The organism is Mucilaginibacter terrae (assembly GCF_042679325.1).
Taxonomy (GTDB): Bacteria; Bacteroidota; Bacteroidia; order Sphingobacteriales; family Sphingobacteriaceae; genus Mucilaginibacter; species Mucilaginibacter terrae.
In genome coordinates this window covers 235,883-251,912 of record NZ_JBHTMJ010000013.1, presented here as the reverse complement: position 1 = coordinate 251,912, position 16,030 = coordinate 235,883, and the positions used below count along the sequence as shown (strand labels likewise).

The following is a 16,030-nucleotide window of genomic DNA, read 5'->3' as shown; positions in this document are numbered from 1 at the left end:
TCACTCCCACAGCACGTTATCGAACACAAGGAGTTCTCTCAATTCAATAAATAATATTTATTATTGCGGAAAAACAACCTATGAAAAAAATATTAGTAACCGGTGGTTTAGGCTTTATTGGCTCACATACCGTGGTTGAGCTGGTGCAGGCCGGTTATGAACCCATCATTATTGATGATTTATCTAACTCGCACATCAGTATATTAAACCAGTTAACTACTATACTGGGTTTTAAACCAGCCTTTCACCAATTAGACCTGTGTGATGAAGCTGCGGTAAAAAACCTGGCTACTTCCATACCCGATGTGGATGGCATTATTCACTTTGCTGCGTTTAAAGCAGTGGGCGAATCGGTACAATTCCCGTTAAAATACTATCGCAATAACTTCTATTCTTTATTAAATTTACTGAATGGCTACTACGGCAAACCATTAAACTTCGTGTTTTCATCAAGCTGTACTGTTTATGGCCAGCCAGATAATTTGCCTGTAACCGAAGATGCTCCGGTAAAACCCGCACAGTCGCCTTACGGTAATACCAAGCAGGTTGCAGAAGAGATCTTGAAAGATATGATCGCCTCAGGCAGCAAATATAAAGTAGTTTCACTGCGTTACTTTAACCCGGTAGGTGCGCACGAATCGGCTTTAATTGGCGAATTACCTATAGGTGTGCCACAAAACCTGGTACCGTTTATTACGCAAACAGCCATTGGCAAACGCGAAAAAGTTACTGTATTTGGTAATGATTATAATACGCCCGATGGCAGCTGCGTACGCGATTACATTCACGTAGTTGATTTGGCCAAAGCGCACGTTGCAGCTTTAAAACTCATGGAAGATGAAAGCTTTGTAGGGTATGATGTATTTAACATTGGCACAGGCAAAGGTACATCGGTACTGGAAATTGTGAACGCTTTTGAACGTGCTACCGGTGTTAAATTTGCTTGGGCTATTGGTCCGCGCCGCGATGGTGATGTAGAGCAGGTTTGGGGCGATGTTACCAAATCTACCGAAGTGCTGAAATGGCGCGCCGAACTTAACGTAGATACCATGATGGCATCGGCCTGGGAGTGGGAAAAAGCAATTGCCGTTAAACCGTTGTAAAGAATATATAGGTTCAAAAAACATGAAAAAAATTATTATTACCGGCGGTGCCGGTTTTATTGGGTCGCACGTGGTGCGCAGGTTTGTAAAGTTTCATCCCGAGTACCAGATCATCAACCTCGATAAATTAACTTATGCAGGCAACCTGGCTAACTTAAAAGACATTGAAAACGAGCCTAATTACAAATTTATTAAAGGCGACATTGTTGATGCTGCATTTATTGATGCCCTTTTTGGTGCTGAACAGCCCGATGCCGTAATTCACTTGGCAGCCGAATCGCATGTGGATCGTTCTATCTCTAACCCGTTAGAGTTTGTAATGACCAATATTGTGGGTACGGTTAACCTGCTGAATGCGGCCCGCTTTCACTGGAAAGGCCGTTACGACCAAACCCGTTTTTACCATGTATCAACCGATGAGGTTTATGGTTCATTAGGAGAAGACGGTATGTTTACCGAAGAAACCGCTTATGATCCGCATTCGCCATATTCGGCATCAAAAGCCAGTTCAGATCACATGGTGCGTGCCTATCAGGACACTTATGGTATGGATGCCGTGATCTCTAACTGCTCTAATAATTATGGTTCATACCATTTCCCTGAGAAACTAATCCCGCTATCTATTCATAACATCAAACAAAACAAACCTATCCCCATTTACGGAAAAGGTGAAAACATCCGCGATTGGTTATGGGTGGAAGATCATGCCCGTGCTATTGATGTAATTTTCCACAAGGCAAAATCAGGTCAAACCTATAACATTGGCGGCCACAACGAGTGGGCTAATATAGACCTGATTAAATTGCTATGCCAGGTAATGGATACCAAATTAGGCCGTGAGCCGGGAACATCGGCAAAACTCATCACTTACGTAACCGACCGTGCCGGTCATGATTTGCGCTATGCCATTGATGCTACTAAACTGAAAGAAGAGCTGGGCTGGACACCAAGCATTACGTTTGAAGAAGGTTTGGAGAAAACGGTAGACTGGTATTTAAACAACGAAGAATGGTTGAATGATGTAACATCGGGCCATTACCAGCAATATTACGAAGAGCAATATGACAACCGCTAAAATCCCTATCCTTTAAAGAAGGAGTAGAAGATAAAAAATGCAGGACTTTTCAAAATCCTGCATTTTTTGTTTGTAGCACGTTTAATCTTACCTTTGGCACTATGGCTAATATCCAGGCATTTGCTAATAATCCATATCAGGAAAATACATATTTGTTATACGACGATAGCGGCGAATGTGCTATTATTGATCCGGGTATGTACACCGCGGCTGAGCAAAACGCGGTGGTTAATTTCATTGCAGCGAACAGTTTAAAACCTGTTTTACTTTTAAATACCCATTGCCATATAGATCATGTGTTGGGCAACAAGTTTGTGTTCGATCAGTATGGTTTAAAACCTCAGTTTCACGAGGGCGAACTGGTAGTTTTGCAGGCTGCACCGGTTTGGAGCCAGCAATCGGGTATCCGCTACAAACTATCGCCCATGCCCGATACTTATTTGCCCGAAACCGGCACCATAAAGTTTGGCAACACCACCTTAGAACTCATTTTTGCACCCGGCCACTCGCCTGCGCATCTGTGCTTTTACTGTAAGGCCGATGGTATTGTTGTTGGCGGCGATGTATTGTTTCGCGGTAGTATTGGCCGCACCGATCTGCCCGGCGGCAACCATGCCCAACTCCTTAAAAATATCGAAGAAAAACTTTTCACCCTACCTGATAACGTAACCGTGTATCCGGGTCACGGCCCCGAAACTACTATTGGTTTTGAGAAACAGACTAACCCGTTTTTTTAGGTGAGGGGTCGGGGTGCGGGGACGGGAGGGAAAATTAATGACAAACTAAATGACTTTTACCGATTTAGAAGTGTGGAAAGAATCCAGAATTCTGGTTAAAATGGTTTATGATTGTGTGCAGTTCTTTCCAAAAGAGGAAATGTATGGTTTGCAATCACAAATTAAGCGTTCCGTAATTTCTATACCTTCCAATATTGCTGAAGGATGCGGACGTAGTCATATAAAAGACACTATGCAATTTCTATATATCGCCCGCGGCTCTGCTGCATTTGAATTGGAAACGCAATTATATCTTTCTTTAGATGAACTTTATTGACGAAGCACAGTTAAATATATTATTACAGAAACTTAAAAGGATCAGGATACTATTAGCGGGCTTTATTAAACACCACCAGGCACAAATTAGTTAATCACTCAACCCCGATCCTCGCTCCCAAAACCCCGAACCCCCCTTGAACACCTCCATATACATAGCGCAACGGTACCTATTTTCACGGAAAAAGATGCATGCCATTAATATCATTTCTGGTATATCTATGCTGGGGGTATTTGTGGGTAGCGCAGCACTGATTATTATTCTATCGGTATTTAACGGTTTCGAGAAGGTGATCCTGTCGTTATACAATAACTTTACGCCTGAGCTAAAGATAGAGCCGGTGCGTGGGAAAACATTTAATCCCAATACGCCCTATTTTAGTACGCTTCGTAAAAACCCAAAAGTATTTTCTTACACCCAGGCATTAGAAGAAAAGGCGCTGATCAGGTATGGGTCGCGTCAGTTTATTGGCACCATACGTGGTGTGAGCGACGATTTTTTAAAGAACAAACAGCTGGATAGTACCATACAAAACGGAGCATTTATTTTAAAATCGAATGATCTGCCTTATGCCGTTATCGGTTCAACGGTGCAAAATAGCTTGGGGGTAAGTATCCGGGATGAATTATCGTCCCTGCAGATCTACTCGCCCCGGCGTAAAATAGTTAACTCCATAAATCCCGAAGATGAGTTTGTGAGGCTGCCCATTAATGTATCGGGCGTTTTTTCTATTCAACAAGATTTTGATGATATAGTAGTAACTCCAATTTCTTTCGCCCGCAACCTTCTCGATGAACCTAAGGAAGTGTCATCGCTTGAGCTTAATTTTGTAAAAGGCACCAACGTTAATAGCCAGCAAAAAGAAATAGAAGAAAACGTAGGCAGGGGTTTCACCGTAAAAAACCGCTACCAGCAAAATACCGAATTGTATAAAACGTTAAATTATGAACGCTGGTCGGTGTTTATGATCCTTACTTTTGTGCTTATCATTGCTATATTTAACATCATAGGTTCGTTAACCATGCTGGTGATGGATAAGCGTAAGGATATTGCCATATTAACCAGTTTGGGGGCCGGCAAACCACTCATTCAAGGTATTTTCTTTTTTGAAGGGATGATGATATCGGTTACCGGATGCGTGCTTGGCATTGTAGCCGGCTCCGTTTTTTGTGTGTTACAGCAGCAGTTTGGCCTCATCAAAATGGGCGGGGCAATGATGGTGATTGATGCTTACCCGGTTGATATGAAGCCGGGCGATTTTATACTGGTTTTTTTAACCGTATCAGGCATCTCGGTTATTGCATCGGTCATTAGCGCGCGTTTAAGCATAAAAGGGTTAGACGATATTAAACAGGATTTATAAATTTGCACCATGCGGTACAGGCTTTACAAATATGGATTGGTGGTGTTGGTAGCAGCCTTATGGGCTTGCAACCGCAATGGTAATGAAGCAGGTTCGTTACACGTTTTTAAGGGCTTGTATAGTTATGGCCCCGAAGTAAAATCGTTTAAGAACTGCGATGATACACATGAGTACTGGGTAACAGACAGTTCGGCACAATTGGAACTTCAATACTCGCAAATGAATTTTGAGAAGCCTTACGAACCGGTTTATGTAGAAGTAGAAGCTACAAAAATACGCTCGGGAAGCGAGGGTATGGGTTCTGAATACGATAGTACCCTGGTAGTTAAAAAAGTACTGAAAATAACCAAAGAGATACCGTTGGAGTTGTGTAATTGAAGCGAGGTAAAAAGCTGAAAGGTTAAGGATGAAAGGTAAAAGTGTTTAGGATTACATAACCAAACCGCTTAATAACCGTTCAACTTTTAATCAGCATATTGCATCTTTGCCCCATTCAACCCTTAACCTATTTAAAAAAGAAACTATCATGGAATCAAAACGTCAACAAAAATTTGCCGGTGTTTTACAGCAAGACCTGGCTACAATATTTCAGCGCGAAGGGCAATCGTATTTACCAAATACACTGGTAACCATAACCAAGGTAAGAGTAACGCCCGATTTGGCTATTGCACGTGTGTTTTTAAGCTTTTTTAATAATGTTAACGTTCAGCAATCGCTGCAATTGGTAAAATCACATGCTTCAGAGATTAGGTATAAACTGGGTGCCCGCATTAAAGACCAGGTTAGGGTGATACCACAGCTGGAGTTTTTTGTAGATGATACCAACGAATACGTGGAGCGTATGGATAAATTGTTTGATAAAATAAGCAAAGAGCCCCGCCAACCCGACGAGGAAGCAGAATAAGTTTACACCCGGTAATGAACCTCCACCAGCAATTAGCCAGTTACTTAGCAGCTAACAGCAGCAAAGTAAGCACCATAGTTGATTTTGACCCGGCGCAAGATCGCTTATTACAGTTAGATTTTACCGAAGCCAACACCGAACTATCGGCAGAAGACATTGCCGATACCTCGAAGTTTAGTAGGTGGGTTGATACTCAGCTGGCGCAGAGTGGTTGCCGTTACGGTATTGGTGGCTATATGGAGCACCGTACCTTATATGCCCGCAGTAATTTATTTAATACCAACGGGCAAGAGCCGCGCCGTTTGCATTTGGGCATGGATGTGTGGGCCGCTGCCGGCACACCTGTTTATGCACCGTTGCGAGGTACCGTACACAGCTTTCAGGATAATCATTATTTCGGCGATTATGGCCCGACCATAATTTTACAGCATAATTTAGATGGCATGTCCTTATACACTTTGTACGGGCACCTGAACAAAGCCTGTTTAAACGGTTTAAAAGTTGGACAATCCATCAATCAGGGCCAGCAAATTGCCAGCATGGGTACCGCCTACGAAAATGGAAGCTGGCCGCCACACCTCCACTTTCAATTGATGTTTGATATGCAGGGCCGCACTGGTGACTACCCGGGTGTGGCACCCTATTCTGAAAAAGAAAAGTGGTCAAAAAACATTCCCGACCCCGATGTAATTTTACAATTTTCTACAGCAACTATAATCTGATTTAACTGTTAGCGTTTTAGTTAAGTAATTGATTTAAAATGTTAAAAGTTATCACTTCTATTATAATACTTTGGTGTTGCACAGCAATAGGCAAAGCGCAACCCGTATTTAAAGATGGCGCAGCCGCGCTCGACCGCTTTATAAGCAACAAATTGATTTACCCGGAATTTTCCAGTCAAAATTGTATTGCCGCTACCATCAATGTAGGGTTTTCTATTGATAAGGATGGCAAGGTTACCGATGCCAAAGTGCAACAAGGGCCGGGTATTGATTTGGATGATGAAGCATTACGCGTAGTAAAACTTACCTCGGGCAAGTGGATGATACCGGCCAATTATACCGGTAGCGTGCGTGTGGTGTTGCCTATTCGCTTTACCCCCGATTATGTAAAATGCCAAAGCCGTACCGGGCAAAATATGAGTATGCAGCAAGCCATAGTAATTTACCAAAAGCGGCAGGAACTGGAAAACGCTGTGACCAACTACTACATTAACAAATACGCCGGTAAGGCCGATCTGGAAAAAGAAAGCACAATTGAGGCGCTTAAAAAAGAACTGGATATTGATGAAGAGTTGTGGACAGATCTGCTGGAGCAAGCCAATCAAAAGTTAAAACAGGGCGATAAGGAAGGTGCTTGTAAAGATTGGAAATTTATTAAAAATACAGGAAGTGATATGGCTGATGCCTTTTTAGCCAAACATTGTAATTAAGGTAACGCAACCAACAACTCGGTATATGAGCTTAATTATTACGCTAAATAAACTTATATATATCTGTAAATCAACAGATTGTTTAGCTTGTAACCTTGAAATTATTTAAAGTTCATAAGCCGTTTTGCGGCTAATTCCATCAATAGCTCTTTAATCACTTCGCGTCCGCTGTTCCATCGCTTTAATCGGTTGGCCTGTTGCAAACCAGGCCGGTCTTTAATTTCAAGGTTTTGGTGGTAGTAATCGGGCATTTTGTATTTCATGGCATTATGGATCTCATCAATACTTCCGTTCAGCATAAGTTCGGGCCAGCTTTTCACTAACTCGGCCAGGGCATCCGCCATACTGGCCGCATAATAAGGACAGTCCCAATCATGACGATAAGGATTTTCACCTTTGATATTTACCTTTTGTAAAGGATGCGAAAGATCTTCTATGATTTCGGCAACCGCACCGCCAAATACCTGCGAATACTCTGCAATAAAATGATTCCACCAGCGCGGGTGCTGCGGCAATTCCTTGAGCAGGGTATCGCACACCATAACCCGCTTCGGAAAGTTGGGGCTTGCAGGGTCCATAATTACAAGAGACACGCCATAATGCCCCTCTTGTGGCGAATGCCTACTATAAATCACCATGAATTGCAACCGAGTTTCACCAGCCGTATGCAATGCGCCTGTAAACTCTTTTACATCCTGCAAGCGATCTTCCAGATAGCCACGTTTAAAAAGTACATGCAAATTACCTTCCGATTTTGCTATACAACGTTTGCTGTTTTCCTCAAAAACATTATTATTTGCCGGACGGCTGATAAAGTGATTGCCGCTATTATAGCGAATTTCTTCAGAGTTTTCAGGATAGGTATTAACATCTGCGGTGTCGCCTGCTTCGGTCTGTTTATTGGGGTGAACCGAGCGAAATGGGATATGCATCTTTTCCATACTCATCCTGCGTGCAAGATTATAAATCCGTTGCTCTGTGCGGGCTAACAAAGGGTCTCCACTCTCCGAATCGAAATAAACATTTTCTACCTCTCTGCTTAAATGGCAGGCAATAAAATCATTTTCTAATAAAGCCTGAATCGGGTGCTGCGTATTCAAAAAGAAATCGCGTAGCGCATCATTAGCCAAATAGTTATTTAATGACTGGTTGAACCGGAGGATGGTTTTATCCTCATGACCCCAAACCCAGGTGTGCAAACACTTGTACATTTCCAGTTCAAAACGGTTATTAGCCGCTTCTGCCATCTCTTTAGTACAAAGGTTTTCGTGCATAAAATTTATCAGGTATAAATATTGGGTAACAACTTATCAAATATAACAGAAGTATGAAATGCTGTGCTAAATATAATTACTGTCACTATCTTATTACGCGAAAGGGCTTAGAATATTTTGTTTATTTTCTTCTGTATAGATTTTAGTATTCTAACAATACAACCCTTGTTTGTATTGTGCACTCGTGAAAATATATCCTAAACGCAAAACATACTATTTAAAAAGTAAAACCAACGTTTCGCCATTTGAGTTTCGGCACTCTTTCAATTAATGTTAACTTTCAGCAAATCTTTATGAGCAATATTTTTGCGGTGTTCAAATTTAGAAACGAACCTCTGTTTTACTTTAGACTTGCGTGTATGTTCGGGGGCTGTTTTTATACAGATCGCAGTTCAGCTATATGCAAATTATAAATATGAAAATATTAGCTGATTTTATAAAGTCAAAGGTTTCCGTTCAAGAATCGGATCTGGAAGTCATTATTTCCCTTTTTAAAATAAAAAAGATAAAAAAAGGCCAGTTGATCTTAAAACGGGGACAGATCGCCCAGCAGTATTATTACATCGAATCGGGTGCGCTTCGTTTCTTTTTTGGAGAATTTGATGAGCAGTTAACAGCGTGGGTTGTTTTTCAGGATGAATTTTTTACTGAAATTTCGAGCTTAAATCCACAAACACCAAGCAGGTTCAATATTGAAGCTATAGAAGATACAGAGTTGTTTTACATTGATAAGCCGGATATGGAAAAGCTTTATAAACAATTTCATGCATGGCAGGAGTTTGGCCGGGTAACCTGGGAAGCTATGGCCGTGCGTATGATAGACCAGATCATCAGCTTTCAAACCTTGTCTGCCGAAGAACGTTATCTGGAATTTATAGCAAAATCAGAACTGATACAGAGGGTTCCAGTGAAACAGATCGCCTCTTACCTCGGCATTACTCCTAACGCGCTGAGCAGGATCAGAAAAAATATCAAATAATTTGATTACCTACCAAATGGTAGTTTTTACAGCCGTTCCTGGTTATACCTTTGCATCATTAGCAAAACAGAAAATGAAAAATCTAATATTAGTAGCTGGAGCTACGGGTAATCTTGGTCAGAGAATATGCCGCGAGCTAATTAAATTAAATGTCCCCGTCCGAGGGTTAATTCGTGAAGGAAGCAACCCTGAAAAAGTAACAGCACTTGAGCAATTGGGTGTAGATGTTTTTAAGGTTAATTTGTACAACGAACAGGAACTGGTTGGTGCTTGCAATGGCGTTTCCTGTGTAGTATCTGCCCTTGCAGGACTACACGATGTGATTGTTGGTACGCAAACCAAACTCTTGAATGCTGCAGTTTCTGCCGGTGTTCCCCGGTTTATCCCTTCCGATTTTTCTACCGATTTTACAACAATGCCCGTTGGCGATAACAGGAATTTTGATTGGAGAAAAGAGTTTGAAGAAAAGCTGAATAATGCCCCGATACAGGCAACATCCATCTTTAACGGCGCTTTCGCTGATATACTGCGATATAATATACCACTCTATAATACAAAGGAAAAAAGCATCGCTTATTACGATAATAAGGCCGGCTGGAAAATAGATTTTACCACAATGGACGATACTGCCGCTTTTACTGCAAGGGCAGCACTGGATAATACAACTCCAAGATATTTACGGATCGCCAGTTTTCAGGTTAGCCCCGATGAGCTGATTAGCTTGAGCCAAAAAAATAAAGGATCAAATTTTCAATTGATTAATAAGGGTTCTATGGAAAGTTTCTCCGCTTATAACAAAGCGCAGCGAGCCGCTAACCCTGAAGGTGAAAATCAGTTATATCCTAAATGGCAGCAGGCACAATACCTCTACAGTATGTTCTTGGTGCATCATTTAAAATTGAATAACAACAGGTATGAAGGCATAAACTGGTCGCCTGTAGAACATAACATTTAAAATATAGTAGGTAAAGCTGTTAATATTTTTACCCATCTGAGTGTTTATGCCGAATTTTTGTGTAAGCACCTTTACCAGGAGAAACGCTTGGAGGATAGGATATTGACAGCTGTTATAATTGGACGTGTAGGGCCATCAATACGGTCTCTTTTCAGTGTAAATGTTTTGATGTTAGGTTGAAGGCGGAGAGCGTGTGATTTTTAGCGGTAAATAATGATTCACTCTATAAAGAGAGCCTTGTTTGCATAGTCAAAATCTTATCTTTAACTTATGAATACCGAAGAACTACGCGAGTACTGCCTGCAAAAACCATTTACCGAAGAGGGTATGCCCTTTGATAAAGACGTTTTAGTTTTTAAAGTTGGAGGTAAAATATTCCTGCTTACCAGTTTAGAGCAGGGAAACCGGTTTAACGCAAAGTGCGATCCCGAACGCGCCATTGAACTGCGCGAGCAATTTAGCGAGGTACAACCCGGTTACCACATGAACAAGGAGCATTGGAACACTGTATTTATGGATGGCTCATTAACCCGCAAGCAGCTTTGCGAAATAATAGACCACTCTTACGAGTTAATATTAAACAGCCTGCCTAAAAAGATAAAAGCGGAGTTATTAGGCTAACCGTATAAAGTATCAGCAATGAATGGCTAATGTTTATATAGTCTTTCTTTTGTTGTTAATCGCTACAACAACGTTGGCTACAACTAAAGTGGTAATTAATATAATCATGGGAATTGTTTACGTTACTAAATGCGTAAGATTAAGGCAAAACCTGTTCCAATGCTTAATTATGGCTTAAACGGATTAAATACACCACATTTTTTCTTACAACTCTCAGGAGTGAGAAACGAGTTCCACAATCAGCAGGTTCCCAATGGGAAAAAATGAATAAAAATATACCTTAGTGTACGTTTAACGCTTTCTTTTGCGGGTTTTTGGTGGTAGCGCAGGTTCCGGTTCTTCTAACGGATTTTCAAAGGCATCGTATCGGCGGGCCATTTTGGCAACCCGTTCTTCCAGGCTTTCCATAGTGATCTTTTCACGCAACCTATCTACCATTATCGGGAACGCGAACGGGGTAGGGCGCTCCACTGTTTTAATAATGATCTCCTGCTTTTGAATACGCTGCAAGGCCTCTCTTAACCTAAACTCTTCTAACTGAAAGGCCAATGCTTCGTTGTAAGCCTGCCGTATAAGCAAGTTGTTGGGCTCGTATTCCTGAAAAACATCAAATAACAGCCCGGTGCTGGCCTGCAGGTGCCTGTTTTTAATAGGCTGACCCGGATAGCCGGTAAACACCAGCCCACCAATGTGTGCAATATCCCTGAACCGCCTGCGGGCCATTTCATTAGCGTTAAGGCTGTGCTGTATATCGTCTATTAAATTATCAATAGTAAATAAGTCTTCCTCCAGCGCTTCCATGAAGGGAATAGGTTCGTCTGTTAATAATTCAAAGCCGTAATCGTTCATGGCTATGCTATAGGTGGCTTTCTTGATCTTACTTATACGATAGGCGATCAGCGAAGCCATACCCTCGTGAACCAGCCTGCCCTCAAAAGGGTAAAAAAACAGGTGGTGCCCGTCGCGCGACTCAAAAGACTCGATGAGCAGATCGGTTTTTTTGGGCAAATGTGAAAGTTCCTCCTGTAAATTGAACAAGGATCGCAGGGCAACTACTTCTTCATCTTTCTCTAAATGATGGGCAACCTCGTCCAGCTTCTCGCGTAAAACCGACGATAGCTGCGAGGAGAGCGGCATACGCCCGCCCGCCCAACTGGGAATGAGTCCTTTAGTTTTGTTGGATTTGCGTACAAAGGCCGTCATTTCCTTCAGCTGTACAAATTCGAGGCTGCGGCCGGCAAACCAAAACGTGTCGCCAGGTTTTAATCTTGATATAAAACCTTCTTCAATAGAACCCAAATTACCGCCGTGCAACAGTTTTACGCGTAAACTTACACTGCTGGTAATGGTGCCTATGCTCAACCGGTGCCGCATAGCCACCCGGCGACTGTTCACTTTATATAAACCGTCCTCTACCTCTACTTTTAAAAACTCATCATACTGCGATAACGTAGCCCCGCCGGTGGTAATAAATTCCAGCAATTCGCCAAACTCGCTCTCGCGTAAATCGGCAAAGGCATAGGTGCTTTTTACCTCGCGGTACAACTGATTGGCACGGAAACCATCTGATACGGCCAATGTAACCATGTACTGTATTAGTACATCAATGGCCAGCAAAATAGGATCCCGGCTTTCAAAATTTACATTGGCAATAGCCTGTTTTAAAGCAGCACCCTCCAATAGTTCCAGCGAGTGGGTAGGAATAAAAAAGGCTTTTGACACCGCCCCCGGATGGTGACCGCTCCTCCCCGCACGCTGCATAAAACGCGCGACTCCTTTAGGGCTACCTATCTGTATTACCGTATCAACCGGGCGAAAATCGACCCCTAAATCTAAGCTCGATGTACAAACCACCACTTTCAGTATGCCCTGGTGCAAGGCCCCTTCTACCCAGTTACGCAGCTCATTATCCAGCGAACCATGGTGCATAGCCATTATGCCGGCATATTCAGGATAGCTATTTAGTATGGCGTGATACCAAATTTCGGATTGCGCCCTGGTGTTGCAAAAAATAAGCGTGGTTTTAGCACCGGCTACGATCTCCATTACTTCGGGTAACAGCTTTAAACCAATATGCCCCGTCCACGAGTAGTTCTCCACATCCTTCGGTATCACCGATCGTATGTCCAGTTTCTTATCAATATTAGCCCGCACCATTTTCATTCTATCTGCCGGGAAATTGCTTCCTAACAGCACCTGAGCGGCTTGTTCCAAGTTGCCAATGGTAGCACTGATGCCCCAGGTTTTTAGGGGTGAGTTTTCTGTTGACTGTTGTCTGATGTCTGGTATCTGAATGTCTTTATCCGGCCTGCTCTTAACTGACAACTGGGAACTGGGAACTGACAACTTCCTCAGCCTCGATAATCCCAGCTCCACTTGTACACCACGTTTGGTACCCAGGAGCTCGTGCCATTCATCTATAACCACTACCTGCAGGTGCTGAAACAGCTTAGGGTAATCTTTAGAAGCCAGCATGAGGTGAAGGCTTTCGGGGGTGGTGAGCAGCACTTCCGGTAGCTTTTTTTTCAGCGCTTGTTTTTCGGCGGCAGAGGTGTCACCCGTACGGGTACCTATACGGAAAGGGAGTTCCAGCTCATCGCATACTTCCTGCATGGCTTTGCGGATGTCGTTGGTGAGCGCCCGCAATGGGGTGATCCACAACATGAGCAGGCCGTTATTGGTGCGTGTTTTATAAGTATCGGGGTATTGGTTAATGTAGCCCACTAAAAAAGGGAGGAACAAGGCAAACGTTTTACCGCTACCTGTAGGTGCGTTCAGCAAACCCGAATAGCCGTCGAGATAAGCATCCTGCATTTCCTGTTGAAACGGAAACTGGTACCAGCCCTTTTGCTTATACCATTCGCCAATAATTTGCTGCCCTTTGTTGCTCATGCCTTATTTACTACAAAGCAACCGTAATTAAGTTGCATGCCGAACACTAACGCTACTCATTTGTATGTAGTTTATGCGTTGTTCTATATTAATATCACTTATAGGTTTAAGTTTTGCGGCCTGTAACCAATCGCCTAAAAAGAATAAAACAATAATAGATTCAACTGTAACGGTTGTAGTTCAGGATAGCAGTGCCAAAGCTGAACCCGTACCTGCTGCAAAACTGATTATCCCCGGCAAGTGTATAGGACAAACACAGATTAACGAAAACGTAGCCAAGGTGTTTAAACGTTTGGGCAGGCCCGATGCCGGGGACGCGGCTATGGGAAAATCGCTATCTATCTGGTATGCCAACCACGATACCACCGGTTTTCAAACTATGGTATTTTCTACCCGCCAAATGGGTACCGAAAATGAGGACAGTATGGTAAAACAGATCAGGATCACATCGCCCTGGTTCAGCACAGCCGATGGCATTTATGTACGCTCCACACTGCAACAGATCAAACAGTTTTATACCGTTAAAAAGTCGGCGGTAGTTACAAAGAAAGATGGGAAGTACTCTATTTATAAAACAAATAAGGGTATAGCCTTTGAAACAGATGCTCAGGAAAATTGCACCGCCATCATCGTATTTGACCCATCGTTTCAACCGGGCCAAACGTACTTGCCTATTTATGATAACATAGAACCGGTTAAGTAAACCGGCCCTTATTTTTTGGATATTATTGGGCTAAGGCGGCTTTCATGCTCTCCTGCAGTTCGCCCATGTGGCTTTGCATTTTTTGCTGGGCTACTGCCATACCTTTTTGTTGTAATACGGCCAGTTTCTGGTTCATTTTTTTGCCTGCCGGGGTAAGGTAAAATATGGTAATATCTTTCAGCTCATCTTCGGTAAATTCTTCGGCGTAAATTTTGGCCATGTCATCGCGCAGGGAAGCGTAGCCCATGTACTTGTTTAAAAAGGCAGTCATCACTTCTTTAAACTTTACTTTTTTATCTGCCGGTATCTGTGCGCTACCAGCTTCAATAATATTGGCATACATGGCACCCATTTGCGTATTCAGGTCACTTGCAACTAATAAATTTTGCGCCGCCTGCAATCTGCCTGCCGTAATAGCAGCCGGAGTTTGAGCCTTGGTGTTACCGGCCAAAAGCACCAAAAATACAATCATTAAAAACGGCTGTTTAAAATACATGCTGTTTAAATTTTTACCAAGATACCTCTATTATACATAATCCACAAGATAACCAGCCACACCAGCACATAGCTAACGGCCCAAGCCAGCGAGGCGTTTACAGGACTAAGGTAATTATCGAAAAAGGTATCGTAAAGGGCACCACTCAGGCTCACACTATTACCCTGGTAATCAATCTGCACTTTGTTCATGGTGCGGGCCAGTAAGCCCGATGCTACAAACACGGTAATAGCGTTCACGCCATATACCACAAAGGGCTTGTTTAATTTACGATAACCTTTTACATCAATAAGCCAATAACAAAAACCCAGCAACAGCATTGCCAATCCACCGGTGAAAAGCACGAAGGTGCTCGTCCATAAAGATTTGTTAATAGGGAAAACAGGATTAAGCAACCAGCCTGCAACCACCAACACCAAACCTGCTCCCAACATTCCATATACTTTGATTGATTCAGCCTTGTTTTTTTGCCTGAGCCAGGTGCCTGTTAATATGCCTAACAGCGCGGTGCCTACAGCAGGCAAGGTTCCTAATATTCCTTCCGGATCCCAGGTGCGCGATTGTTTCCACAAGTGGTTGGTGCCTATCAGCGTTCTATCTAACCAGGCGCCCAGGTTAGTTTCGGGCCCGAGATTGGCCGGGCCGTAACCAGGTACGGCTACTTGGGTAAGCAACAGGTAATAAGCTGTTAAAAAGAAAACCAGTAAGCCAATTTGAGTTTTATACCCGGTTTTAATAAATATGAAAGCGCTGATAAGGTAAGCCAAAGCAATGCGCTGCAATACGCCCGGAATACGTACCGTGCTAAAATCCCAATACCAATAAAGCGACATAAACACGCCCAGACCAAAAATGATAGCCGCCCGCTTCACTATCTTTAGCATTAACGCGCCGTGTTGCGTAGTATTCTGCCTCTTGCTATCCAACACATATACTATAGATACGCCTACAATAAACAGGAAGAATGGAAACACCAGATCGGCTACGGTGCAGCCATTCCAGGCGGCATGTTCTAAAGGCGGATAGATATGCCCCCAATCGCCGGGATTATTAACCAGCGTCATTACCATTACAGTTAATCCCCGAAACACATCGAGCGAGTGCAGGCGGGGTTTATAAGATGGCAGGTTGGGGGCTTGAGTCATGATGCCCTTAATATAAGCACATATCTTAAATTATG

The 16,030-nt window shown here is 42.9% G+C and carries 17 protein-coding genes; 13 read left to right on the top strand and 4 right to left on the bottom strand.

The genetic code is table 11. From position 1 onward, the window contains the following. Positions 1–80: 80 nt before the first annotated feature. The 9 genes from galE (at position 81) to ACFQ3S_RS14840 (ending at position 6,930) form a co-directional block, all read left to right on the top strand. Positions 81–1,103 carry a UDP-glucose 4-epimerase GalE gene (gene galE, locus ACFQ3S_RS14880; protein ID WP_377165828.1) on the top strand — a complete coding sequence of 341 codons (1,023 nt, stop codon included), beginning with the start codon at positions 81–83 and terminating at the stop codon, positions 1,101–1,103. A gap of 22 nt (positions 1,104–1,125) precedes the next feature. Then, complete coding sequence (gene rfbB, locus ACFQ3S_RS14875) at positions 1,126–2,178, top strand: dTDP-glucose 4,6-dehydratase (RefSeq protein ID WP_377165826.1); 1,053 nt, start codon at positions 1,126–1,128, stop codon at positions 2,176–2,178. 101 nt (positions 2,179–2,279) lie between these two features. After that, positions 2,280–2,915: an MBL fold metallo-hydrolase gene (locus ACFQ3S_RS14870; RefSeq protein WP_377165824.1), complete on the top strand. Its 636-nt coding sequence runs from the start codon at positions 2,280–2,282 to the stop codon at positions 2,913–2,915. Positions 2,916–2,964: 49 nt separating this feature from the next. Beyond that, a complete protein-coding gene (locus ACFQ3S_RS14865) occupies positions 2,965–3,231 on the top strand; it encodes a four helix bundle protein (protein WP_377165822.1) in 267 nt (88 codons plus the stop codon). Positions 3,232–3,418: 187 nt separating this feature from the next. Continuing rightward, positions 3,419–4,594 (top strand): ABC transporter permease, encoded by a 1,176-nt coding sequence (locus ACFQ3S_RS14860; RefSeq protein WP_377165820.1) that lies wholly within the window; start codon positions 3,419–3,421, stop codon positions 4,592–4,594. A gap of 9 nt (positions 4,595–4,603) precedes the next feature. After that, positions 4,604–4,972: a hypothetical protein gene (locus ACFQ3S_RS14855; protein WP_377165818.1), complete on the top strand. Its 369-nt coding sequence runs from the start codon at positions 4,604–4,606 to the stop codon at positions 4,970–4,972. 148 nt (positions 4,973–5,120) lie between these two features. Then, entirely contained in the window at positions 5,121–5,498 is a 378-nt protein-coding gene (rbfA, locus tag ACFQ3S_RS14850) for a 30S ribosome-binding factor RbfA (RefSeq protein ID WP_377165817.1), read from the top strand. A 14-nt stretch (positions 5,499–5,512) separates the two neighbouring features. Further along, positions 5,513–6,220, top strand: a complete 708-nt coding sequence (locus ACFQ3S_RS14845; protein ID WP_377165815.1) for a peptidoglycan DD-metalloendopeptidase family protein — start codon at positions 5,513–5,515, stop codon at positions 6,218–6,220. A 38-nt stretch (positions 6,221–6,258) separates the two neighbouring features. Further along, complete coding sequence (locus ACFQ3S_RS14840) at positions 6,259–6,930, top strand: energy transducer TonB family protein (RefSeq protein ID WP_377165813.1); 672 nt, start codon at positions 6,259–6,261, stop codon at positions 6,928–6,930. 101 nt (positions 6,931–7,031) lie between these two features. On the opposite strand, the gene ACFQ3S_RS14835 is transcribed toward ACFQ3S_RS14840, so the two are convergent. Then, a complete protein-coding gene (locus ACFQ3S_RS14835) occupies positions 7,032–8,204 on the bottom strand; it encodes a hypothetical protein (RefSeq protein WP_377165811.1) in 1,173 nt (390 codons plus the stop codon). Between the two features lie 415 nt (positions 8,205–8,619). Between ACFQ3S_RS14835 and ACFQ3S_RS14830 the strand changes: the two genes are divergently transcribed. From ACFQ3S_RS14830 to ACFQ3S_RS14820, 3 genes are all read left to right on the top strand, one after another. Next, entirely contained in the window at positions 8,620–9,183 is a 564-nt protein-coding gene (locus ACFQ3S_RS14830) for a Crp/Fnr family transcriptional regulator (RefSeq protein WP_377165809.1), read from the top strand. A 73-nt stretch (positions 9,184–9,256) separates the two neighbouring features. Beyond that, entirely contained in the window at positions 9,257–10,138 is an 882-nt protein-coding gene (locus ACFQ3S_RS14825) for an NmrA family NAD(P)-binding protein (protein WP_377165807.1), read from the top strand. A 270-nt stretch (positions 10,139–10,408) separates the two neighbouring features. Continuing rightward, entirely contained in the window at positions 10,409–10,759 is a 351-nt protein-coding gene (locus ACFQ3S_RS14820; RefSeq protein ID WP_377165805.1) for an MmcQ/YjbR family DNA-binding protein, read from the top strand. Between the two features lie 291 nt (positions 10,760–11,050). Here the strand turns inward: ACFQ3S_RS14820 and ACFQ3S_RS14815 are convergent, their stop codons facing one another. After that, positions 11,051–13,651, bottom strand: a complete 2,601-nt coding sequence (locus ACFQ3S_RS14815) for a ligase-associated DNA damage response DEXH box helicase (protein WP_377165803.1) — start codon at positions 13,649–13,651, stop codon at positions 11,051–11,053. Positions 13,652–13,724: 73 nt separating this feature from the next. Here ACFQ3S_RS14815 and ACFQ3S_RS14810 point away from each other — a divergent pair, with 73 nt between their 5' ends. Next, entirely contained in the window at positions 13,725–14,354 is a 630-nt protein-coding gene (locus ACFQ3S_RS14810) for a hypothetical protein (protein WP_377165801.1), read from the top strand. 22 nt (positions 14,355–14,376) lie between these two features. Here ACFQ3S_RS14810 and ACFQ3S_RS14805 read toward each other — a convergent pair whose 3' ends face one another. Together ACFQ3S_RS14805 and ACFQ3S_RS14800 are read right to left on the bottom strand one after the other, a co-directional pair. Then, on the bottom strand, positions 14,377–14,850 hold the full coding sequence (locus tag ACFQ3S_RS14805) for a DUF2059 domain-containing protein (RefSeq protein ID WP_377165799.1): 474 nt from the start codon (positions 14,848–14,850) through the stop codon (positions 14,377–14,379). A 5-nt stretch (positions 14,851–14,855) separates the two neighbouring features. Then, positions 14,856–15,995, bottom strand: a complete 1,140-nt coding sequence (locus ACFQ3S_RS14800; protein ID WP_377165797.1) for an acyltransferase family protein — start codon at positions 15,993–15,995, stop codon at positions 14,856–14,858. Positions 15,996–16,030: the final 35 nt, after the last annotated feature.